This window comes from Streptomyces griseomycini (assembly GCF_014203535.1).
GTDB classification, from domain to species: domain Bacteria; phylum Actinomycetota; class Actinomycetes; order Streptomycetales; family Streptomycetaceae; genus Streptomyces; species Streptomyces griseomycini.
Genome location: NZ_JACHJI010000001.1, coordinates 293,991 through 309,500, shown reverse-complemented (window position 1 = coordinate 309,500; position 15,510 = coordinate 293,991). Strand labels below are relative to the sequence as shown.

The following is a 15,510-nucleotide window of genomic DNA, read 5'->3' as shown; positions in this document are numbered from 1 at the left end:
GGTCCACCGCCCGGGTCTGAGAGAATTGAGCACGTGATCTCCCGAATCGATCTGCGCGGCGACGCCCTCCCCGAGGGCCCCGCCCTGCGCGACCTGCTGCCCCGAGCCGACTTCGACGTCGCGGCCGCCCTGGAGAAGGTGCGCCCGATCTGCGAGGACGTGCATCATCGCGGCGACGCGGCGCTGATCGACTTCGCCGAGCGGTTCGACGGCGTGCGGCTGGAATCCGTCCGGGTCCCGGTGCAGGCGCTCACCGACGCCCTGGAGGGGCTCGACCCGGCCGTGCGCGCCGCCCTGGAGGAGTCCGTCCGCCGCGCCCGCCTCGTCCACCGGGAGCAGCGCCGCGCCACCCACACCACCCAGGTCGTGCCCGGCGGCACGGTCACCGAGAAGTGGGTGCCGGTCGACCGCGTGGGGCTGTACGCGCCGGGCGGCCGGGCCGTCTACCCGTCCTCCGTGATCATGAACGTCGTGCCCGCCCAGGAGGCCGGCGTCCCGTCCCTCGCGCTCGCCTCCCCGGCCCAGGCCGACTTCGGCGGGCTCCCGCACCCCACCATCCTCGCCGCCTGCGCCCTGCTCGGCGTCGACGAGGTCTACGCGGCCGGCGGCGCCACCGCCGTCGCGATGTTCGCGTACGGCACCGAGTCCTGCCCGCCCGCCCCCATGGTCACCGGCCCCGGCAACATCTGGGTGGCCGCCGCCAAGCGCTACTTCACCGGGAAGATCGGCATCGACGCCGAGGCCGGCCCGACCGAGATCGCGATCCTCGCGGACTCCACGGCCGACCCGGCGCACGTGGCCGCCGACCTGATCAGCCAGGCCGAGCACGACCCGCTGGCCGCCGCCGTCCTCGTCACCGACTCCGCGGAGCTCGCGGACGCGGTGGAGAAGGAACTGGAGCCGCAGGTCAAGGCCAGCAAGCACGTCGACGACCGGATCGCCCCGGCCCTGTCCGGCCGCCAGTCCGCGATCGTCCTGGTCGACGGCATCGAGGAGGGCCTGCGGGTCGTCGACGCCTACGGCGCCGAGCACCTGGAGATCCAGACCGCCGACGCCGCCGCGGTCGCCGACCGGGTGCGCAACGCCGGCGCGATCTTCGTCGGCCCCTGGTCCCCGGTCTCCCTCGGCGACTACGCGGCCGGCTCCAACCACGTCCTGCCCACCGGCGGCTGCGCCTGCCACTCCTCGGGCCTGTCCGTCCAGTCCTTCCTGCGCGGCATCCACATCGTCGACTACACCGAGGACGCGCTGGCCGAGGTCGCGCACCACGTGGTCACGCTGGCGGAGGCGGAGGACCTGCCCGCGCACGGCGCGGCGATCAAGGCGAGGTTCGGCTGGAAGGTGCCTGAGAACAAGTGAGCTTCGGAATCGACGATCTCCCCGTACGGGACGAGCTGCGCGGCAAGTCCCCCTACGGCGCGCCCCAGTTGGACGTCCCCGTACGGCTGAACACCAACGAGAACCCCTACCCGCTGCCCGAGCCGCTGGTCGAGCGGATCACCGAGCGGGTCCGTCAGGCCGCCCGGCACCTCAACCGCTACCCGGACCGGGACGCGGTCGAACTGCGCACCAGGCTGGCCGAATACCTGACGAAGACGGCCGGACACCCGGTCGCCGCGGAGAACGTCTGGGCCGCCAACGGCTCCAACGAGGTCATCCAGCAACTGCTGCAGACCTTCGGCGGACCGGGCCGTACCGCCATCGGCTTCGAACCCTCGTACTCGATGCACGGCCTCATCGCGCGCGGCACCGGCACCGGCTGGATCTCCGGGCCGCGGGGCGAGGACTTCACCATCGACCTCGCCGCCGCGGAGAAGGCGATCGCCGAGCACCGGCCCGACGTCGTCTTCATCACCACCCCGAACAACCCCACCGGCAACGCGGTGCCCCCCGAGACCGTCCTCGCGCTGTACGAGGCCGCCCAGGCGGCCAAGCCGTCGATGGTGGTCGTGGACGAGGCGTACATCGAGTTCAGTCACGGCGACTCGCTGCTCCGGCTGCTCGACGGACGCCCGAACCTCGTCGTCTCCCGCACCATGTCGAAGGCGTTCGGCGCGGCGGGCCTGCGCCTCGGCTACCTCGCCGCGCACCCGGCGGTCGTCGACGCCGTCCAGCTGGTCCGGTTGCCGTACCACCTGTCGGCGATCACCCAGGCGACCGCGCTGGCCGCCCTCGAACACACCGACACGCTGCTGAAGTACGTCGAGCGGCTGAAGGCCGAGCGGGACCGGCTGGTCGCCGAACTGCGCGCCCTCGGCTACGACGTCACCGAGTCCGACGCGAACTTCGTCCAGTTCGGCAGGTTCGAGGACTCCCACGCCGCCTGGCGCGAGATCCTCGACCGGGGCGTCCTGGTCCGGGACAACGGCGTACCGGGATGGCTGCGGGTCACCGCGGGCACCCCGGCCGAGAACGACGCGTTCCTCGACGCGGTACGTGACATCAAGAAGGAGCAGAGCGCATGAGCCGCACAGGACGCGTGGAACGCACCACCAAGGAGACGTCCGTCCTCGTCGAGATCGACCTCGACGGCACCGGCAGGACCGAGATCTCCACCGGCGTCGGCTTCTACGACCACATGCTCGACCAGCTCGGCCGGCACGGTCTGTTCGACCTGACCGTGAAGACCGAGGGCGACCTGCACATCGACTCCCACCACACCATCGAGGACACCGCCCTCGCGCTCGGCGCCGCCTTCAAGCAGGCACTCGGCGACAAGGTGGGCATCTACCGCTTCGGCAACTGCACGGTCCCGCTGGACGAGTCCCTCGCCCAGGTCACCGTCGACCTGTCCGGCCGCCCCTACCTCGTGCACACCGAGCCCGAGAAGATGGCGCCGATGATCGGCGAGTACGACACCACGATGACCCGGCACATCCTGGAGTCCTTCGTCGCCCAGGCCCAGATCGCGCTGCACGTGCACGTGCCCTACGGGCGCAACGCGCACCACATCGTGGAGTGCCAGTTCAAGGCGCTCGCCCGGGCCCTGCGCTACGCCTCCGAGCGCGACCCGCGCGCGGCCGGCATCCTGCCCTCCACGAAGGGCGCGCTGTAGGCATGAACGGACTGTCCACCGTCCTGATCGTCGTCGGCCTGTTCTTCGTCGGCGGGATCATCTCCTTCGTCAAGCAGAAGATGCCCACGAGCCTGATCGTGCTGCTCTCGATCGGCGCCGCGCTGTGCCTCGGCGCGGGCGTCCTGAGGCTGGAGGTGTGACCCCTTGAGCACCACCAAGAAGGTCGTGGTCTTCGACTACGGCTTCGGCAACGTCCGCTCCGCCGAGCGCGCCCTCGCCCGCACGGGAGCCGACGTCGAGATCACCCGCGACTTCGACAAGGCGATGAACGCCGACGGGCTGCTGGTGCCCGGCGTCGGCGCCTTCGCCGCCTGCATGAAGGGCCTGAAGGAGGCGCGCGGCGACTGGATCGTCGACCGCCGGCTGGCCGGCGGGCGCCCGGTGATGGGCATCTGCGTCGGCATGCAGATCCTCTTCGCGCGGGGCATCGAGCACGGCGTGGAGAGCGAGGGCCTCGACGAGTGGCCCGGCTCCGTCGAGCCGCTCCAGGCCGACGTCGTGCCCCACATGGGCTGGAACACCGTGGACGCCCCGGACGGCTCCGAGCTGTTCGCCGGCCTCGACGCGGACGCCCGCTTCTACTTCGTGCACTCCTACGCCGTCCACGACTGGACCCTGGAGACCGCCAACCCGGCGATGCGCGCCCCGCTGGTCACCTGGTCCACCCACGGCAAGCCGTTCGTGGCGGCCGTGGAGAACGGCGCCCTGTGGGCCACCCAGTTCCACCCCGAGAAGTCCGGCGACGCCGGTGCCCAGCTCCTCACCAACTGGATCGGAACCCTGTAGAGACATGGCCAAGCTCGAACTGCTCCCCGCCGTCGACGTCCGCGACGGCCAGGCCGTCCGCCTGGTGCACGGCGAGTCCGGGACGGAAACGTCGTACGGCTCCCCCCTCGAGGCCGCCCTCGCCTGGCAGCGCTCCGGCGCCGAGTGGCTGCACCTGGTCGACCTGGACGCCGCGTTCGGCACCGGGAACAACCGTGAGCTGATCGCCCAGGTCACCGGGGCGATGGACATCAAGGTGGAGCTGTCCGGCGGCATCCGCGACGACGACACCCTCGCCGCCGCCCTCGCCACCGGCTGCACCCGCGTCAACCTCGGCACCGCCGCCCTGGAGACCCCCGAGTGGGTCGCCCGGGTCATCGCCGAGCACGGCGACAAGATCGCCGTCGGCCTCGACGTACGCGGCACCACCCTGCGCGGCCGCGGCTGGACCCGCGACGGCGGCGACCTCTACGAGACGCTGGAGCGCCTCGACAAGGAGGGCTGCGCCCGCTACGTCGTCACCGACATCGCCAAGGACGGCACCCTCCAGGGCCCCAACCTGGAGCTGCTGAGGAACGTCTGCGCCGCCACCGACCGCCCCGTGGTCGCCTCCGGCGGCGTGTCCTCGCTGGACGACCTGCGCGCCATCGCCGATCTCGTGCCGCTCGGTGTCGAGGGCGCCATCGTCGGGAAGGCCCTGTACGCGAAGGCGTTCACCCTGGAAGAGGCACTGGAGGCTGTGTCCCGATGACAACGGATGCCGTACGGCGCGTGCAGAGCGGGAACCCCTGGGAGGAGACCCTCGGCTCGGCGCGCGCCGTGGCGGCGGGCGACCGCGTCCTGGTGGCGGGCACGACCGCGTTCCGGGGCGAGGTGCTGTACGGGGAGGGCGACCCGTACGAACAGGCCAAGGTGGCCTTCACCAACGCGCTGGAGGCGATCGGCGAGTTCGGGCTCGGCGTCGAGTCGGTGATCCGCACGCGCCTCCATCTCGCCCACGCGCGGGACGTCGACGCGGCCGGCCGGGCCCACAAGGAACTGTTCGACTCGGTGCGCCCGGTCACCACCCTCCTGGTGGTCGAGGGCTTCGTCGACTCGCGCGTCCTGGTCTCAGTGGAACTGGAAGCATTCAGAGGAGCCGTGAAGTCATGACCCTGGCGGTCCGAGTCATCCCCTGCCTGGACGTGGACGACGGCCGGGTCGTCAAGGGCGTCAACTTCCAGAACCTGCGCGACGCGGGCGACCCCGTCGAGATGGCCAAGGTGTACGACGCCGAGGGCGCCGACGAGCTGACGTTCCTGGACATCACCGCCTCGTCGGGCAACCGCGAGACCACCTACGACGTGGTGCGCCGCACCGCCGAGCAGGTGTTCATCCCGCTGACGGTCGGCGGCGGCGTGCGCACCGCCGAGGACGTGGACCGGCTGCTGCGGGCGGGCGCCGACAAGGTGGGCGTGAACACCGCCGCCATCGCCCGCCCCGACCTCATCCGGGAGATCGCCGAGCGCTTCGGCCGCCAGGTCCTGGTCCTCTCGGTCGACGCCCGCCGCACGGACTCCGGATCCTTCGAGGTCACCACGCACGGCGGCCGCCGCGGCACCGGCATCGACGCCGTGGAGTGGGCGCACCGCGCCGCCGAACTGGGCGCCGGCGAGATCCTGCTCAACTCCATGGACGCCGACGGCACCAAGGACGGCTACGACCTGGAGATGATCGCCGCCGTCCGCAAGCACGTCACCGTCCCCGTGATCGCCTCGGGCGGCGCCGGCAAGCTGGCCGACTTCCCGCCGGCCGTCGGCGCGGGCGCGGACGCGGTCCTCGCGGCCTCGGTCTTCCACTTCGGCGACCTGCGCATCGGCCAGGTCAAGGACACCCTGCGGGAGGCCGGGCACCCGGTGCGGTGAGGCCCGCCCCCGTCGGTCAGATGCCGAGCTGCTTGGTCTCCTGCAGCTTCGCGATCGCGTTCTCCTCACCGTCCAGCTCGACCTTCGCCGCGCTCTGCCGCCCGTAGGCGAACAGCACCAGCTCCGACGGCTCGCCGGTCACCGTGACCACCGGGGTGCCGCGGTGGGCCACCACCGTCTGGCCGTTCGGGCGGCGCAGCACCAGGCCCGTCGGAACGCCCCGGCCCACCAGGCGGGCGGTGCGCTCCAGCCGGGACCACAGGGCGTCCTGGAACACCGGGTCGAGTTCACGCGGCGTCCAGTCGGGCTGGGCCCGGCGGACGTCCTCCGTGTGGACGTAGAACTCGACGATGTTCGACATCTCGTCGACCTGCTTGAGCGAGAAGGGCGAGAAGCGCGGTGGCCCGGTGCGGATCAGCTGGATCAGCTCCTCGTACGGCTTCGCGGTGAACTCCGCCATCACCCGCTCCAGACGCGGCGCCAGCTGCTTGACCAGGATGCCGCCGGCGGCGTCGGGACGGCGCTCGCGCACCACCACGTGGGCGGCGAGGTCACGGGTCGTCCAGTCCTCGCACAGGGTGGGGGCCTGGGGGCCCGTGGTCTCCAGCAGATCGGCCAGGAGAAGCCGTTCACGCTTGGCATGGGTCGACATGCCGCCAGCCTACGGCCGGGCGGGGAGTCCGCACAGTGGACGCACGCGCGGGTGCGATCGCTCCGCGCGGCACAATGGTCGGCATGACCAGCACGTCCCGGCCCAGCCGCCTCGACCCGGAGATCGCCGCGCGCCTCAGGCGCAGCCCCGACGGCCTCCTGCCCGCCATCGCCCAGCAGTACGACACCGGAGAGGTGCTGATGCTGGGCTGGATGGACGACGAGGCACTGCACCGCACGCTGACCACCGGCCGCTGCACCTACTGGTCGCGCAGCCGCCGGGAGTACTGGGTCAAGGGGGACACCTCCGGCCACTTCCAGTGGGTCAGGTCGGTCGCCCTCGACTGCGACGCGGACACCGTGCTGGTCAAGGTCGACCAGGTCGGCGCCGCCTGCCACACCGGCGCCCGCACCTGCTTCGACGCCGACGTGCTGCTCGGGGACGCCGATTCCGGCGTACCGGCCTCGGATCAGTAAGGTCGGCCGCCATGGACCTCGAGACGTTCCGCAAGCTCGCCGCCGACCGCCGGGTCATCCCGGTCACCCGCAAGCTGCTCGCCGACGGCGACACCCCGGTCGCGCTCTACCGCAAGCTCGCCGCCGGGCGCCCCGGCACCTTCCTGCTCGAGTCCGCCGAGAACGGACGCTCCTGGTCCCGCTACTCCTTCGTCGGCGTCCGCAGCTCCGCCACCCTCACCGAGCACGGCGGACAGGCCCACTGGCAGGGCACCCCGCCCGTCGGCGTCCCCGCGGACGGCGACCCGCTCGCCGCGCTGCGCGCCACCCTCGAGACCCTGCACACCCCGCGCGACCTCGCCCACGACCTCGGTCTGCCGCCTTTCACCGGCGGCATGGTCGGCTACCTCGGCTACGACATCGTGCGCCGCCTGGAGAAGATCGGCCCCGGCGAGCGCGACGACCTGAAGCTGCCCGAGCTGACCATGCTGCTCACCAGCGACCTCGCCGTCATGGACCACTGGGAGGGCGCCGTCTGGCTGATCGCCAACGCGATCAACCACAACGACCTGGAGACCGGCGTCGACGAGGCGTACGCCGACGCCGTGGCCCGCCTCGACGCCATGGAGGCCGACCTCGCCCGCGCCGTGGCCCAGCCCCCGGCCGTGCTGCCGCCCTCCGAGCTGCCCGAGTACACCGCGCGGTGGGGCGGCCCCGACTTCCAGCGGGCCGTGGAGGACGTCAAGGAGCGCATCCGCGCGGGCGAGGCCTTCCAGGTCGTCCCCTCCCAGCGGTTCGAGACCCCGTGCACGGCGAGCGCGCTCGACGTCTACCGGGTGCTCAGGGCCACCAACCCGTCCCCGTACATGTACCTGTTCCGCTTCGACGGCTTCGACGTGGTCGGATCGTCCCCCGAGGCCCTGGTGAAGGTGGAGGACGGGCGGGCCATGGTGCACCCCATCGCCGGCACCCGGCACCGCGGCGCCACCCCGCAGGAGGACCAGGCGCTCGCCGACGAGCTGCTCGCCGACCCCAAGGAGCGGGCCGAGCACCTGATGCTCGTCGACCTCGGCCGCAACGACCTCGGACGGGTCTGCGAGCCCGGCTCGGTGGAGGTCGTCGACTTCATGTCCGTCGAGCGGTACTCGCACGTCATGCACATCGTCTCCACGGTCACCGGCCGGGTCGCGGCCGACCGCACCGCCTTCGACGTGCTCACCGCCTGCTTCCCGGCCGGCACGCTGTCCGGTGCGCCCAAGCCCCGAGCGATGCAGATCATCGACGAGCTCGAGCCGTCCCGGCGCGGACTGTACGGCGGCTGCGTCGGCTACCTCGACTTCGCGGGCGACTCCGACACCGCCATCGCCATCCGCACCGCGCTGCTCCGCGGGGGCACCGCGTACGTGCAGGCCGGCGCCGGGATCGTCGCCGACTCCGACCCGGTCGCCGAGGACACCGAGTGCCGCAACAAGGCGGCCGCGGTGCTGCGCGCCGTTCACACGGCGAACCGGCTGGGGAAGTCCTGAGGGGAACCCCGGGTGACGGTTCACCCGGGGTCCGGGCGATAGTGGGGTACGTGACTGCTGTACCTCACCCCCGTACCGAGGCCGTCGGTTCCGTCCGGGCCGGCCGCCTCAGCCTCGCCGCCGCCCTGCTGTCCGGCGCCCTGGGCGCGGCCGTGGCCCTGCTCGCCACCCGGCAGCAGTGGTCGGAGGGCACCGCGCGCGTGGCCGGCGGCGCCTTCCCCCTGACCGCCAATGGCAGCGACGTCACCGGCGTCCCCGCCGCCCTGGCCGTCGTGGGGCTGGCCGCGCTCGTCGCCGTCTTCGCCGTCCGCCGCGCCGGACGCCTCGCCGTCGCCGCGCTGCTCACCCTCGCCGGGGCGGGCACCGTCACGGCGGCGCTGATCGGGGCCTCGGACAGCGCCGCGCTCGACGAGAAGGCCGCTCAGGCCTCCGGCGACACCTCCGCCACGGTGGACGCCCTCACCCACACCGCGTGGCCCTACGTCGCGGCCGTGGGCGGCCTGCTGCTCCTGCTGGCCGGGCTGCTCGCCCTGCGCTACGGCCGCCTGTGGCCCGCCATGTCCGGCCGCTACGAACGCAACGGCGCCCCCCGGGAGCGCCGCAGGGCCCCCGCCGTGGACCCCGACCGTCCCGAGGACCTCTGGAAGGCCCTCGACCGCGGCGAGGACCCGACCGGCGCCTGAGGGCCCGCCGACGGCCGCCCGCCAGGTCCGGGCCGCCCGGGGGTCCGGGGCGGCCGGCCGGGCCCTCGGGCGCGGGAGCGACCCCGGCGGGCTCCGTCGGACGTCCCGTCGGCGCGTCGGGGGTGCCGCCGGGAGCACCCCCGGTCACCGCGCACGCGTGCGTGCGGGACAATGAGCCCGAGCGTCCTGCTCAGACACGCACACAGCAACGAGGAGCAAGCAATGGCGGGCAGCAGCCACGGTCACACCCCGGCCGCCTGGACCGGTGTCATCATCGCCTTCATCGGTTTCTGCGTCGCGGGCGCGTTCATGGTGATGGCCCAGCCCGTGGGCTTCTGGGCGGGCATGGGCCTCGTGATCCTCGGCGGTGTCGTCGGCGGCATCATGCGCATGATGGGCATGGGCCAGCCGAAGAGCAACCACCCGGTGCACCAGTTCACCGGCGACCGCGAGCCGGCCCGCGCCGAGGGCTGAGCGCCGCGGAGCACTCCCGGCAGGGGCGGTCGGCACGGTGGTGCCGCGACCGCCCCTGACGCGTGTCCGGGCACAATGCACGGTGTGAACGCCCCCGTCCCCGGTGCGACCCGCGGCGGCGCACCCCGCGGCAGGGCGGCCCGGCTGGCCGTCCCCGCCGGAGTGCTCGCCGCCGTCGCCGGAGCCTTCGCCTACGTCGGGGCCGTGGACCCCAACGAGCCCGGCCACTACCCCGCCTGCCCGCTGCTGCGCCTCACCGGCCTGTACTGCCCCGGCTGCGGCGGACTGCGCAGCGCGCACGCCGTCGTCCACGGCGACCTCCTCACGGCCCTCCAGGCCAACGCGCCGGCCGTCCTCGGCTACGCCGGCTTCGCGGTGCTGTGGACCGTATGGGTGGTCCGCGCGGTGCGCGGGAAACCGCTGCGGGTCGACCCCCCGCCGGTGCTCCTGTGGTCCCTGGGAGCGTTGTCGCTGGTCTTCACGGTTGTCCGGAACCTGCCGTTCGGTGGCTGGCTCCATCCTTGATCATCGTCGGAACGTCCAGGTAGTGGGACCGGCGTCAACTGGATGCGAGGCCTTCGCCCGGCTGCGGATACCATCGCAGTGACCACCGGTTCCACCGTCAGGAAGCAGGAAGGGGGCCGCTCGCGTGAGTGTGCTCGACGAGATCATCGACGGAGTCCGTGCCGACCTCGCGGAGCGGCAGGCACGCGTCAGCCTCGACGAGCTCAAGGAGCGTGCGGCGAAGGCCCCCGCGGCCAAGGACGGCGTGGCCGCCCTGCGCGGCGACGGGGTCAAGGTGATCTGCGAGGTCAAGCGCTCCAGCCCGTCCAAGGGCGCGCTCGCCGCGATCGCCGACCCGGCCGGACTCGCCGCCGACTACGAGGCGGGCGGCGCGGCCGTCATCTCCGTCCTCACCGAACAGCGCCGCTTCGGCGGCTCGCTGGCCGACCTGGAGGCGGTCCGCGCGCGTGTGGACATCCCCGTCCTGCGCAAGGACTTCATCGTCACCTCGTACCAGCTCTGGGAGGCCCGCGCGTACGGCGCCGACCTCGCGCTGCTGATCGTCGCGGCCCTCGACCAGCCGGCCCTGGAGTCGCTGATCGAGCGCGCCGAGTCCATCGGGCTCACCCCGCTCGTCGAGGTGCACGACGAGGACGAGGTCGAGCGGGCGGTGGACGCGGGCGCCAAGGTCATCGGCGTCAACGCGCGCAACCTCAAGACCCTCGAGGTCGACCGCGGCACCTTCGAGCGGGTCGCCCCCGAGATCCCCGCCCACCTGGTCAAGGTCGCCGAGTCCGGCGTCCGCGGCCCGCACGACCTCATCGCCTACGCCAACGCCGGCGCCGACGCCGTCCTGGTCGGCGAGTCCCTCGTCACCGGACGCGACCCGAAGACGGCGGTCTCCGACCTGGTGGCGGCGGGTGAGCATCCCGCACTGCGGCACGGGCGGGGCTGATCCCCGGTAGGCTGACACCGATGACGCTTCCGACCACCCCTGCGGCCAGGGACCCGTACGCCCGCCTCGCGCGCGGCTGCCGGCCCCGTGGCTGCCGTGCGCCCGCGCGCCGCGTGCACGGGCGCAGGGTGCGGTACGTCATCGGTGACGAGCCCGGGCAGGTGAACGGCATGCGATGGCAGCGGTCGACCCAGGGGGCGCGGGGCCGCATCTGAACATGCGACTCCGTCGCGCGGACGCGACCGGCCACGTGCGGCCGGCAGCCGCTCGACGACCCCACGCTCCACGGCGATCAGTGCATTCCGCAGACTCACCGTGAGGTTTCCGCATGCCCAGCAACTTCTTCATCCCCGACCCGGAGGGTCACACCCCGGACGCCGCAGGCTACTTCGGCGCCTTCGGCGGGAAGTTCATCCCCGAGGCCCTCGTCGCGGCGGTCGACCAGGTGGCCGTCGAGTACGACAAGGCCAAGCACGACCCCGAGTTCGCCCGCGAGCTCGACGACCTGCTGGTCCACTACACCGGCCGCCCGAGCGCCCTCACCGAGGTGCCCCGGTTCGCCGAACACGCCGGCGGCGCCCGCGTCTTCCTCAAGCGCGAGGACCTCAACCACACCGGCTCCCACAAGATCAACAACGTGCTCGGCCAGGCCCTGCTGACCAAGCGCATGGGCAAGACCCGCGTCATCGCCGAGACCGGCGCCGGCCAGCACGGCGTCGCCACCGCCACCGCCTGCGCCCTGTTCGGCCTCGACTGCACCATCTACATGGGCGAGATCGACACGCAGCGCCAGGCCCTCAACGTGGCCCGGATGCGCATGCTCGGCGCCGAGGTCATCGCCGTGAAGTCGGGCAGCCGCACCCTCAAGGACGCCATCAACGAGGCGTTCCGCGACTGGGTCGCCAACGTCGACCACACCCACTACCTCTTCGGCACCGTCGCCGGGCCCCACCCCTTCCCGGCGATGGTCCGCGACTTCCACCGCGTCATCGGCGTCGAGGCCCGCCGCCAGCTGCTGGAGCGCGCCGGACGCCTGCCCGACGCCGCCGTCGCCTGCGTCGGCGGCGGCTCCAACGCCATCGGCCTGTTCCACGCCTTCATCCCGGACGAGTCCGTCCGCCTCATCGGCTGCGAGCCCGCCGGGCACGGCGTCGAGACCGGCGAGCACGCGGCCACCCTCACCGCGGGCGAGCCCGGCATCCTGCACGGCTCGCGCTCCTACGTCCTCCAGGACGACGAGGGCCAGATCACCGAGCCGTACTCCATCTCGGCGGGGCTCGACTACCCGGGCATCGGGCCCGAGCACGCCCACCTCAAGGACTCCGGCCGCGGCGAGTACCGCGCGGTCACCGACGACGCCGCGATGCAGGCCCTGCGGCTGCTGTCGCGCACCGAGGGCATCATCCCGGCCATCGAGAGCGCCCACGCGCTGGCCGGCGCCCTGGAGGTCGGCAGGGAGCTGGGCGAGGACGGGCTGATCGTCGTCAACCTGTCCGGGCGCGGCGACAAGGACATGGACACCGCCGCCCGCTACTTCGGGCTGTACGACACCGACGCCGAGGTCGCCGCCGACGAGGCCGGCACCACCGCCGAGATCGAGGGGGACGCCAAGTGAGCGGGAACATCCAGCTGTTGTCGGACACCCTCGCCGGGGCGAGGTCCGAGGGGCGCTCGGCGCTGATCGCCTACCTCCCGGCCGGGTTCCCGACCGTGGACGGCGGCATCGAGGCGGTCAAGGCCGTCCTCGACGGCGGCGCCGACGTCGTGGAGGTGGGCCTGCCGCACAGCGACCCCGTCCTCGACGGCCCCGTCATCCAGACCGCCGACGACATCGCCCTGCGCGGCGGCGTGCGGATCGCCGACGTGATGCGCACCGTCCGCGAGGCCCACGGGGCCACCGGGAAGCCGGTCCTCGTCATGACGTACTGGAACCCCATCGACCGCTACGGCGTCGAGCGGTTCACCGCCGAACTCGCCGAGGCGGGCGGCGCCGGGTGCATCCTGCCCGACCTGCCCGTCCAGGAGTCCGCGCTGTGGCGGGAGCACGCCGAGAAGCACGGGCTGGCCACGGTCTTCGTGGTCGCGCCCAGCAGCAGGGACGAGCGGCTCGCCGAGATCACCGCGGCCGGCAGCGGCTTCGTCTACGCCGCCTCCCTGATGGGCGTCACCGGCACCCGTGAGTCGGTCGGCTCGCAGGCCCGGGACCTGGTGGAACGCACCCGGTCCACCGGCACCGGGCTGCCGGTCTGCGTCGGGCTCGGCGTCTCCACCCCCGCCCAGGCCGCCGAGGTCGCCGGCTTCGCCGACGGCGTGATCGTCGGCTCGGCCTTCGTCAAGCGGATGCTGGACGCCCCCGACCACACCGCCGGCGTCGAGGCCGTCCGCGCGCTCGCGGGCGACCTCGCCAGGGGCGTGCGCGGACAGGTCCAGGGGGACGTGGGGCCGGCCGGCAGGCCTGAACGGCCGGATATCCGCAGGTAGTCATACGGGTCCCTCGTACGGGTGGACCTGTGGCCGGGGAGGCGCGGTGCGCCTCCCCGGTTCGTTCTGCGGGGTGTGAGCGAGAAGAATCGTGAGGGAAAGCGCACCGCCCGGGAGCGGCTGGCGGTCGAGCGCGAGAAGCAGAAGACGGCGGAGAAGCGGCGCCGCGGCCTGATCGTGGGCGCGAGCGTGGTCTGCGTCCTGGGGCTCGCGACGGTGATCGGCGTCGTCGCCGCCAACTCGGGCAAGGACGGCGGGAGCGACTCGGCCGGCCCGGTCGTGCCGCCCTCGGGCGCGGTGGGCGAGGACGGCACCGCCATCCAGGTCGGCAAGGAGAGCGCCGGGGCCACGCTCACGGTGTGGGAGGACTTCCGCTGCCCGGCCTGCAAGGCCTTCGAGCAGGCCTACGGCCCGACCATCGAGGAGCTGACCGGGTCCGGTCAGCTGAAGGTGGACTACCACCTGGTCACCCTCATCGACAACGGCATGGGCGGCGCCGGCTCCGGCAACGCGGCCAACGCCGCCGCCTGCGCCCAGGACGCCGGGAAGTTCGCCGCGTACCACAAGGTGCTGTTCGACAACCAGCCGATGGAGAGCGACGACGCCTTCGCCGCCGACGACAGGCTCATCGACCTGGCCGGCAAGGTCGACGGCCTCGTCACCCCCGCCTTCCGCTCCTGCGTCGAGGACGGCAAGCACGACAGCTGGGTCGCCAAGTCCCACGAGGCCTTCCAGAAGGGCGGTTTCACGGGCACGCCGACCGTCCTGTTCGACGGCGAGAACATCTACAAGGACCGCTCGATGACCCCGGAGAAGCTGAAGCGGATGGTGCAGGAGGCCAACAAGGGGTAGCACCGTCCGCACCGCCCCCGGGCGTTCCCGGGTGCCTGCTCCCCGTGGTCCTGTTATGGAGCCGTAGCCGGGCCGCCCGCCGTGCGGCCGGTCCGGCACGGTAGCGTCGACCCTGCCATGGAACTTGCCTACATTCCCAGCCCGTCGAGCGGGGTGCTGTACCTCGGCCCCGTTCCGCTGCGCGGCTACGCGTTCTGCATCATCATCGGCGTCTTCGTAGCCGTCTGGCTCGGCAACAAGCGCTGGATCGCCCGGGGCGGGCGGGCCGGCACGGTGGCCGACATCGCCGTCTGGGCCGTGCCGTTCGGCCTCGTCGGCGGCAGGCTCTACCACGTGATCACGGACTACCAGCTGTACTTCAGCGAGGGCCGTGACTGGGTGGACGCCTTCAAGATCTGGGAGGGCGGCCTCGGCATCTGGGGCGCCATCGCGTTCGGCGCGCTGGGCGCGTGGATCGGCTGCCGCCGCCGGGGCATCCCGCTGCCGGCCTACGCCGACGCCGTCGCGCCCGGCATCGCCTTCGCGCAGGCGATCGGACGCTGGGGCAACTGGTTCAACCAGGAGCTGTACGGGCGGGCCACCGACCTGCCGTGGGCGGTGGAGATCACCTCCTCCGCCGACGGGCGGGTTCCGGGCACCTACCACCCGACGTTCCTGTACGAGTCGCTGTGGTGCGTCGGCGTCGCCCTGCTGGTGATCTGGGCCGACCGCCGCTTCCGGCTCGGGCACGGGCGGGCGTTCGCGCTGTACGTCGCCGCGTACTGCGCGGGCCGGTTCTGGATCGAGTACATGCGCGTCGACGAGGCCCACCACGTCCTGGGCCTGCGGCTGAACAACTGGACCGCGCTCCTCGTGTTCCTGCTCGCGGCGCTGTACATCGTGCTGTCGGCGAGGAAGCGGCCCGGGCGGGAGGCCGTGGTGGAACCGGGTGCGGCTGCCGCCGACGGCGAGACCGGGGCCGACGACGGGAGCGGCGTCAAGGGCGAGGCCGGGGCCGACGACGGGAGCGGCGTCAAGGGCGAGGACGGGGCGGACGCCTCGGACGCCCAGGACGCGAAGGAGGACGCCGCGGCGGGGGAAGCCGGGGAGAAGTCCGCGGACGGGGCCGGGCCGGCGAAGAAGCGCTGACGCCCGCCGCACACGACGCCGAGGGCGCCCGGAAACCGTCTCCGGGCGCCCTCGG

Annotated in this window: 20 protein-coding genes; 19 read left to right on the top strand and 1 reads right to left on the bottom strand. The window is 72.9% G+C overall.

Going from position 1 to position 15,510, the window contains the following annotated elements; translation table 11 throughout:
* Window positions 1-33 precede the first annotated feature (33 nt).
* The 8 genes from hisD to hisF are packed head-to-tail and all read left to right on the top strand — an operon-like array spanning window position 34 to window position 5,745.
* Window positions 34-1,359, top strand: a complete 1,326-nt coding sequence (gene hisD, locus FHS37_RS01430; RefSeq protein ID WP_184817136.1) for a histidinol dehydrogenase — start codon at window positions 34-36, stop codon at window positions 1,357-1,359.
* Entirely contained in the window at window positions 1,356-2,465 is a 1,110-nt protein-coding gene (locus FHS37_RS01425; RefSeq protein WP_184817135.1) for a histidinol-phosphate transaminase, read from the top strand. The genes hisD and FHS37_RS01425 overlap by 4 nt, the downstream gene beginning before the upstream one ends.
* Window positions 2,462-3,055, top strand: coding sequence for an imidazoleglycerol-phosphate dehydratase HisB (gene hisB / locus FHS37_RS01420; protein ID WP_184817134.1), 594 nt, complete (start codon window positions 2,462-2,464; stop codon window positions 3,053-3,055). The genes FHS37_RS01425 and hisB overlap by 4 nt, the downstream gene beginning before the upstream one ends.
* 2 nt (window positions 3,056-3,057) lie before the next feature.
* On the top strand, window positions 3,058-3,216 hold the full coding sequence (locus tag FHS37_RS01415) for a CG2302 family histidine operon protein (protein ID WP_167530123.1): 159 nt from the start codon (window positions 3,058-3,060) through the stop codon (window positions 3,214-3,216).
* Between the two features lie 4 nt (window positions 3,217-3,220).
* Window positions 3,221-3,862: an imidazole glycerol phosphate synthase subunit HisH gene (hisH, locus tag FHS37_RS01410; protein WP_184817133.1), complete on the top strand. Its 642-nt coding sequence runs from the start codon at window positions 3,221-3,223 to the stop codon at window positions 3,860-3,862.
* Window positions 3,863-3,866: 4 nt separating this feature from the next.
* Window positions 3,867-4,592, top strand: coding sequence for a bifunctional 1-(5-phosphoribosyl)-5-((5-phosphoribosylamino)methylideneamino)imidazole-4-carboxamide isomerase/phosphoribosylanthranilate isomerase PriA (gene priA / locus FHS37_RS01405; RefSeq protein ID WP_184817132.1), 726 nt, complete (start codon window positions 3,867-3,869; stop codon window positions 4,590-4,592).
* Window positions 4,589-4,993 (top strand): Rid family hydrolase, encoded by a 405-nt coding sequence (locus FHS37_RS01400; RefSeq protein ID WP_184817131.1) that lies wholly within the window; start codon window positions 4,589-4,591, stop codon window positions 4,991-4,993. The genes priA and FHS37_RS01400 overlap by 4 nt, the downstream gene beginning before the upstream one ends.
* A complete protein-coding gene (gene hisF, locus FHS37_RS01395) occupies window positions 4,990-5,745 on the top strand; it encodes an imidazole glycerol phosphate synthase subunit HisF (protein ID WP_184817130.1) in 756 nt (251 codons plus the stop codon). The genes FHS37_RS01400 and hisF overlap by 4 nt, the downstream gene beginning before the upstream one ends.
* Before the next feature lie 16 nt (window positions 5,746-5,761).
* Here the strand turns inward: hisF and FHS37_RS01390 are convergent, their stop codons facing one another.
* Window positions 5,762-6,397 carry a TIGR03085 family metal-binding protein gene (locus FHS37_RS01390; RefSeq protein WP_184817129.1) on the bottom strand — a complete coding sequence of 212 codons (636 nt, stop codon included), beginning with the start codon at window positions 6,395-6,397 and terminating at the stop codon, window positions 5,762-5,764.
* Window positions 6,398-6,480: 83 nt separating this feature from the next.
* Here FHS37_RS01390 and hisI point away from each other — a divergent pair, with 83 nt between their 5' ends.
* The 11 genes from hisI to lgt all read left to right on the top strand — a co-directional run bounded on the left by hisI (window position 6,481) and on the right by lgt (window position 15,455).
* Window positions 6,481-6,873, top strand: coding sequence for a phosphoribosyl-AMP cyclohydrolase (hisI, locus tag FHS37_RS01385; protein WP_184817128.1), 393 nt, complete (start codon window positions 6,481-6,483; stop codon window positions 6,871-6,873).
* Between the two features lie 11 nt (window positions 6,874-6,884).
* Window positions 6,885-8,378, top strand: a complete 1,494-nt coding sequence (locus tag FHS37_RS01380; RefSeq protein ID WP_184817127.1) for an anthranilate synthase component I — start codon at window positions 6,885-6,887, stop codon at window positions 8,376-8,378.
* Between the two features lie 41 nt (window positions 8,379-8,419).
* Window positions 8,420-9,061, top strand: coding sequence for a TIGR02234 family membrane protein (locus tag FHS37_RS01375; protein WP_184817126.1), 642 nt, complete (start codon window positions 8,420-8,422; stop codon window positions 9,059-9,061).
* Window positions 9,062-9,283: 222 nt separating this feature from the next.
* A complete protein-coding gene (locus tag FHS37_RS01370; RefSeq protein ID WP_184817125.1) occupies window positions 9,284-9,535 on the top strand; it encodes an HGxxPAAW family protein in 252 nt (83 codons plus the stop codon).
* A gap of 75 nt (window positions 9,536-9,610) precedes the next feature.
* Entirely contained in the window at window positions 9,611-10,060 is a 450-nt protein-coding gene (locus tag FHS37_RS01365) for a DUF2752 domain-containing protein (RefSeq protein ID WP_184817124.1), read from the top strand.
* 124 nt (window positions 10,061-10,184) lie between these two features.
* The gene (gene trpC, locus FHS37_RS01360) at window positions 10,185-10,994 is read left to right on the top strand and encodes an indole-3-glycerol phosphate synthase TrpC (protein WP_184817123.1); all 810 of its coding nucleotides are present in this window, start codon (window positions 10,185-10,187) and stop codon (window positions 10,992-10,994) included.
* A 20-nt stretch (window positions 10,995-11,014) separates the two neighbouring features.
* The gene (gene trpM / locus FHS37_RS01355) at window positions 11,015-11,209 is read left to right on the top strand and encodes a tryptophan biosynthesis modulator TrpM (protein ID WP_184817122.1); all 195 of its coding nucleotides are present in this window, start codon (window positions 11,015-11,017) and stop codon (window positions 11,207-11,209) included.
* 113 nt (window positions 11,210-11,322) lie between these two features.
* Window positions 11,323-12,609 carry a tryptophan synthase subunit beta gene (trpB, locus tag FHS37_RS01350; RefSeq protein ID WP_184817121.1) on the top strand — a complete coding sequence of 429 codons (1,287 nt, stop codon included), beginning with the start codon at window positions 11,323-11,325 and terminating at the stop codon, window positions 12,607-12,609.
* The gene (gene trpA, locus FHS37_RS01345; RefSeq protein WP_184817120.1) at window positions 12,606-13,475 is read left to right on the top strand and encodes a tryptophan synthase subunit alpha; all 870 of its coding nucleotides are present in this window, start codon (window positions 12,606-12,608) and stop codon (window positions 13,473-13,475) included. Before trpB ends, trpA begins: the two co-directional genes overlap by 4 nt.
* A 75-nt stretch (window positions 13,476-13,550) precedes the next feature.
* Window positions 13,551-14,327 carry a DsbA family protein gene (locus FHS37_RS01340; protein WP_184817119.1) on the top strand — a complete coding sequence of 259 codons (777 nt, stop codon included), beginning with the start codon at window positions 13,551-13,553 and terminating at the stop codon, window positions 14,325-14,327.
* Window positions 14,328-14,444: 117 nt separating this feature from the next.
* Complete coding sequence (gene lgt, locus FHS37_RS01335; RefSeq protein WP_184817118.1) at window positions 14,445-15,455, top strand: prolipoprotein diacylglyceryl transferase; 1,011 nt, start codon at window positions 14,445-14,447, stop codon at window positions 15,453-15,455.
* The last annotated feature ends 55 nt before the right edge of the window (window positions 15,456-15,510 follow it).

Excerpts from the sequence above, each read along its gene's own strand:
- FHS37_RS01365 (WP_184817124.1), top strand. The coding sequence starts at position 9,611 with ATGCACGGTGTGAACGCCCCCGTCCCCGGTGCGACCCGCGGCGGCGCA.
- FHS37_RS01390 (WP_184817129.1), bottom strand. The coding sequence starts at position 6,397 with ATGTCGACCCATGCCAAGCGTGAACGGCTTCTCCTGGCCGATCTGCTG.
- FHS37_RS01370 (WP_184817125.1), top strand. The coding sequence starts at position 9,284 with ATGGCGGGCAGCAGCCACGGTCACACCCCGGCCGCCTGGACCGGTGTC.
- hisI (WP_184817128.1), top strand. The coding sequence starts at position 6,481 with ATGACCAGCACGTCCCGGCCCAGCCGCCTCGACCCGGAGATCGCCGCG.
- FHS37_RS01380 (WP_184817127.1), top strand. The coding sequence starts at position 6,885 with ATGGACCTCGAGACGTTCCGCAAGCTCGCCGCCGACCGCCGGGTCATC.
- FHS37_RS01415 (WP_167530123.1), top strand. The coding sequence starts at position 3,058 with ATGAACGGACTGTCCACCGTCCTGATCGTCGTCGGCCTGTTCTTCGTC.
- hisF (WP_184817130.1), top strand. The coding sequence starts at position 4,990 with ATGACCCTGGCGGTCCGAGTCATCCCCTGCCTGGACGTGGACGACGGC.
- trpM (WP_184817122.1), top strand. The coding sequence starts at position 11,015 with ATGACGCTTCCGACCACCCCTGCGGCCAGGGACCCGTACGCCCGCCTC.
- lgt (WP_184817118.1), top strand. The coding sequence starts at position 14,445 with ATGGAACTTGCCTACATTCCCAGCCCGTCGAGCGGGGTGCTGTACCTC.
- FHS37_RS01400 (WP_184817131.1), top strand. The coding sequence starts at position 4,589 with ATGACAACGGATGCCGTACGGCGCGTGCAGAGCGGGAACCCCTGGGAG.
- hisB (WP_184817134.1), top strand. The coding sequence starts at position 2,462 with ATGAGCCGCACAGGACGCGTGGAACGCACCACCAAGGAGACGTCCGTC.
- priA (WP_184817132.1), top strand. The coding sequence starts at position 3,867 with ATGGCCAAGCTCGAACTGCTCCCCGCCGTCGACGTCCGCGACGGCCAG.
- trpB (WP_184817121.1), top strand. The coding sequence starts at position 11,323 with ATGCCCAGCAACTTCTTCATCCCCGACCCGGAGGGTCACACCCCGGAC.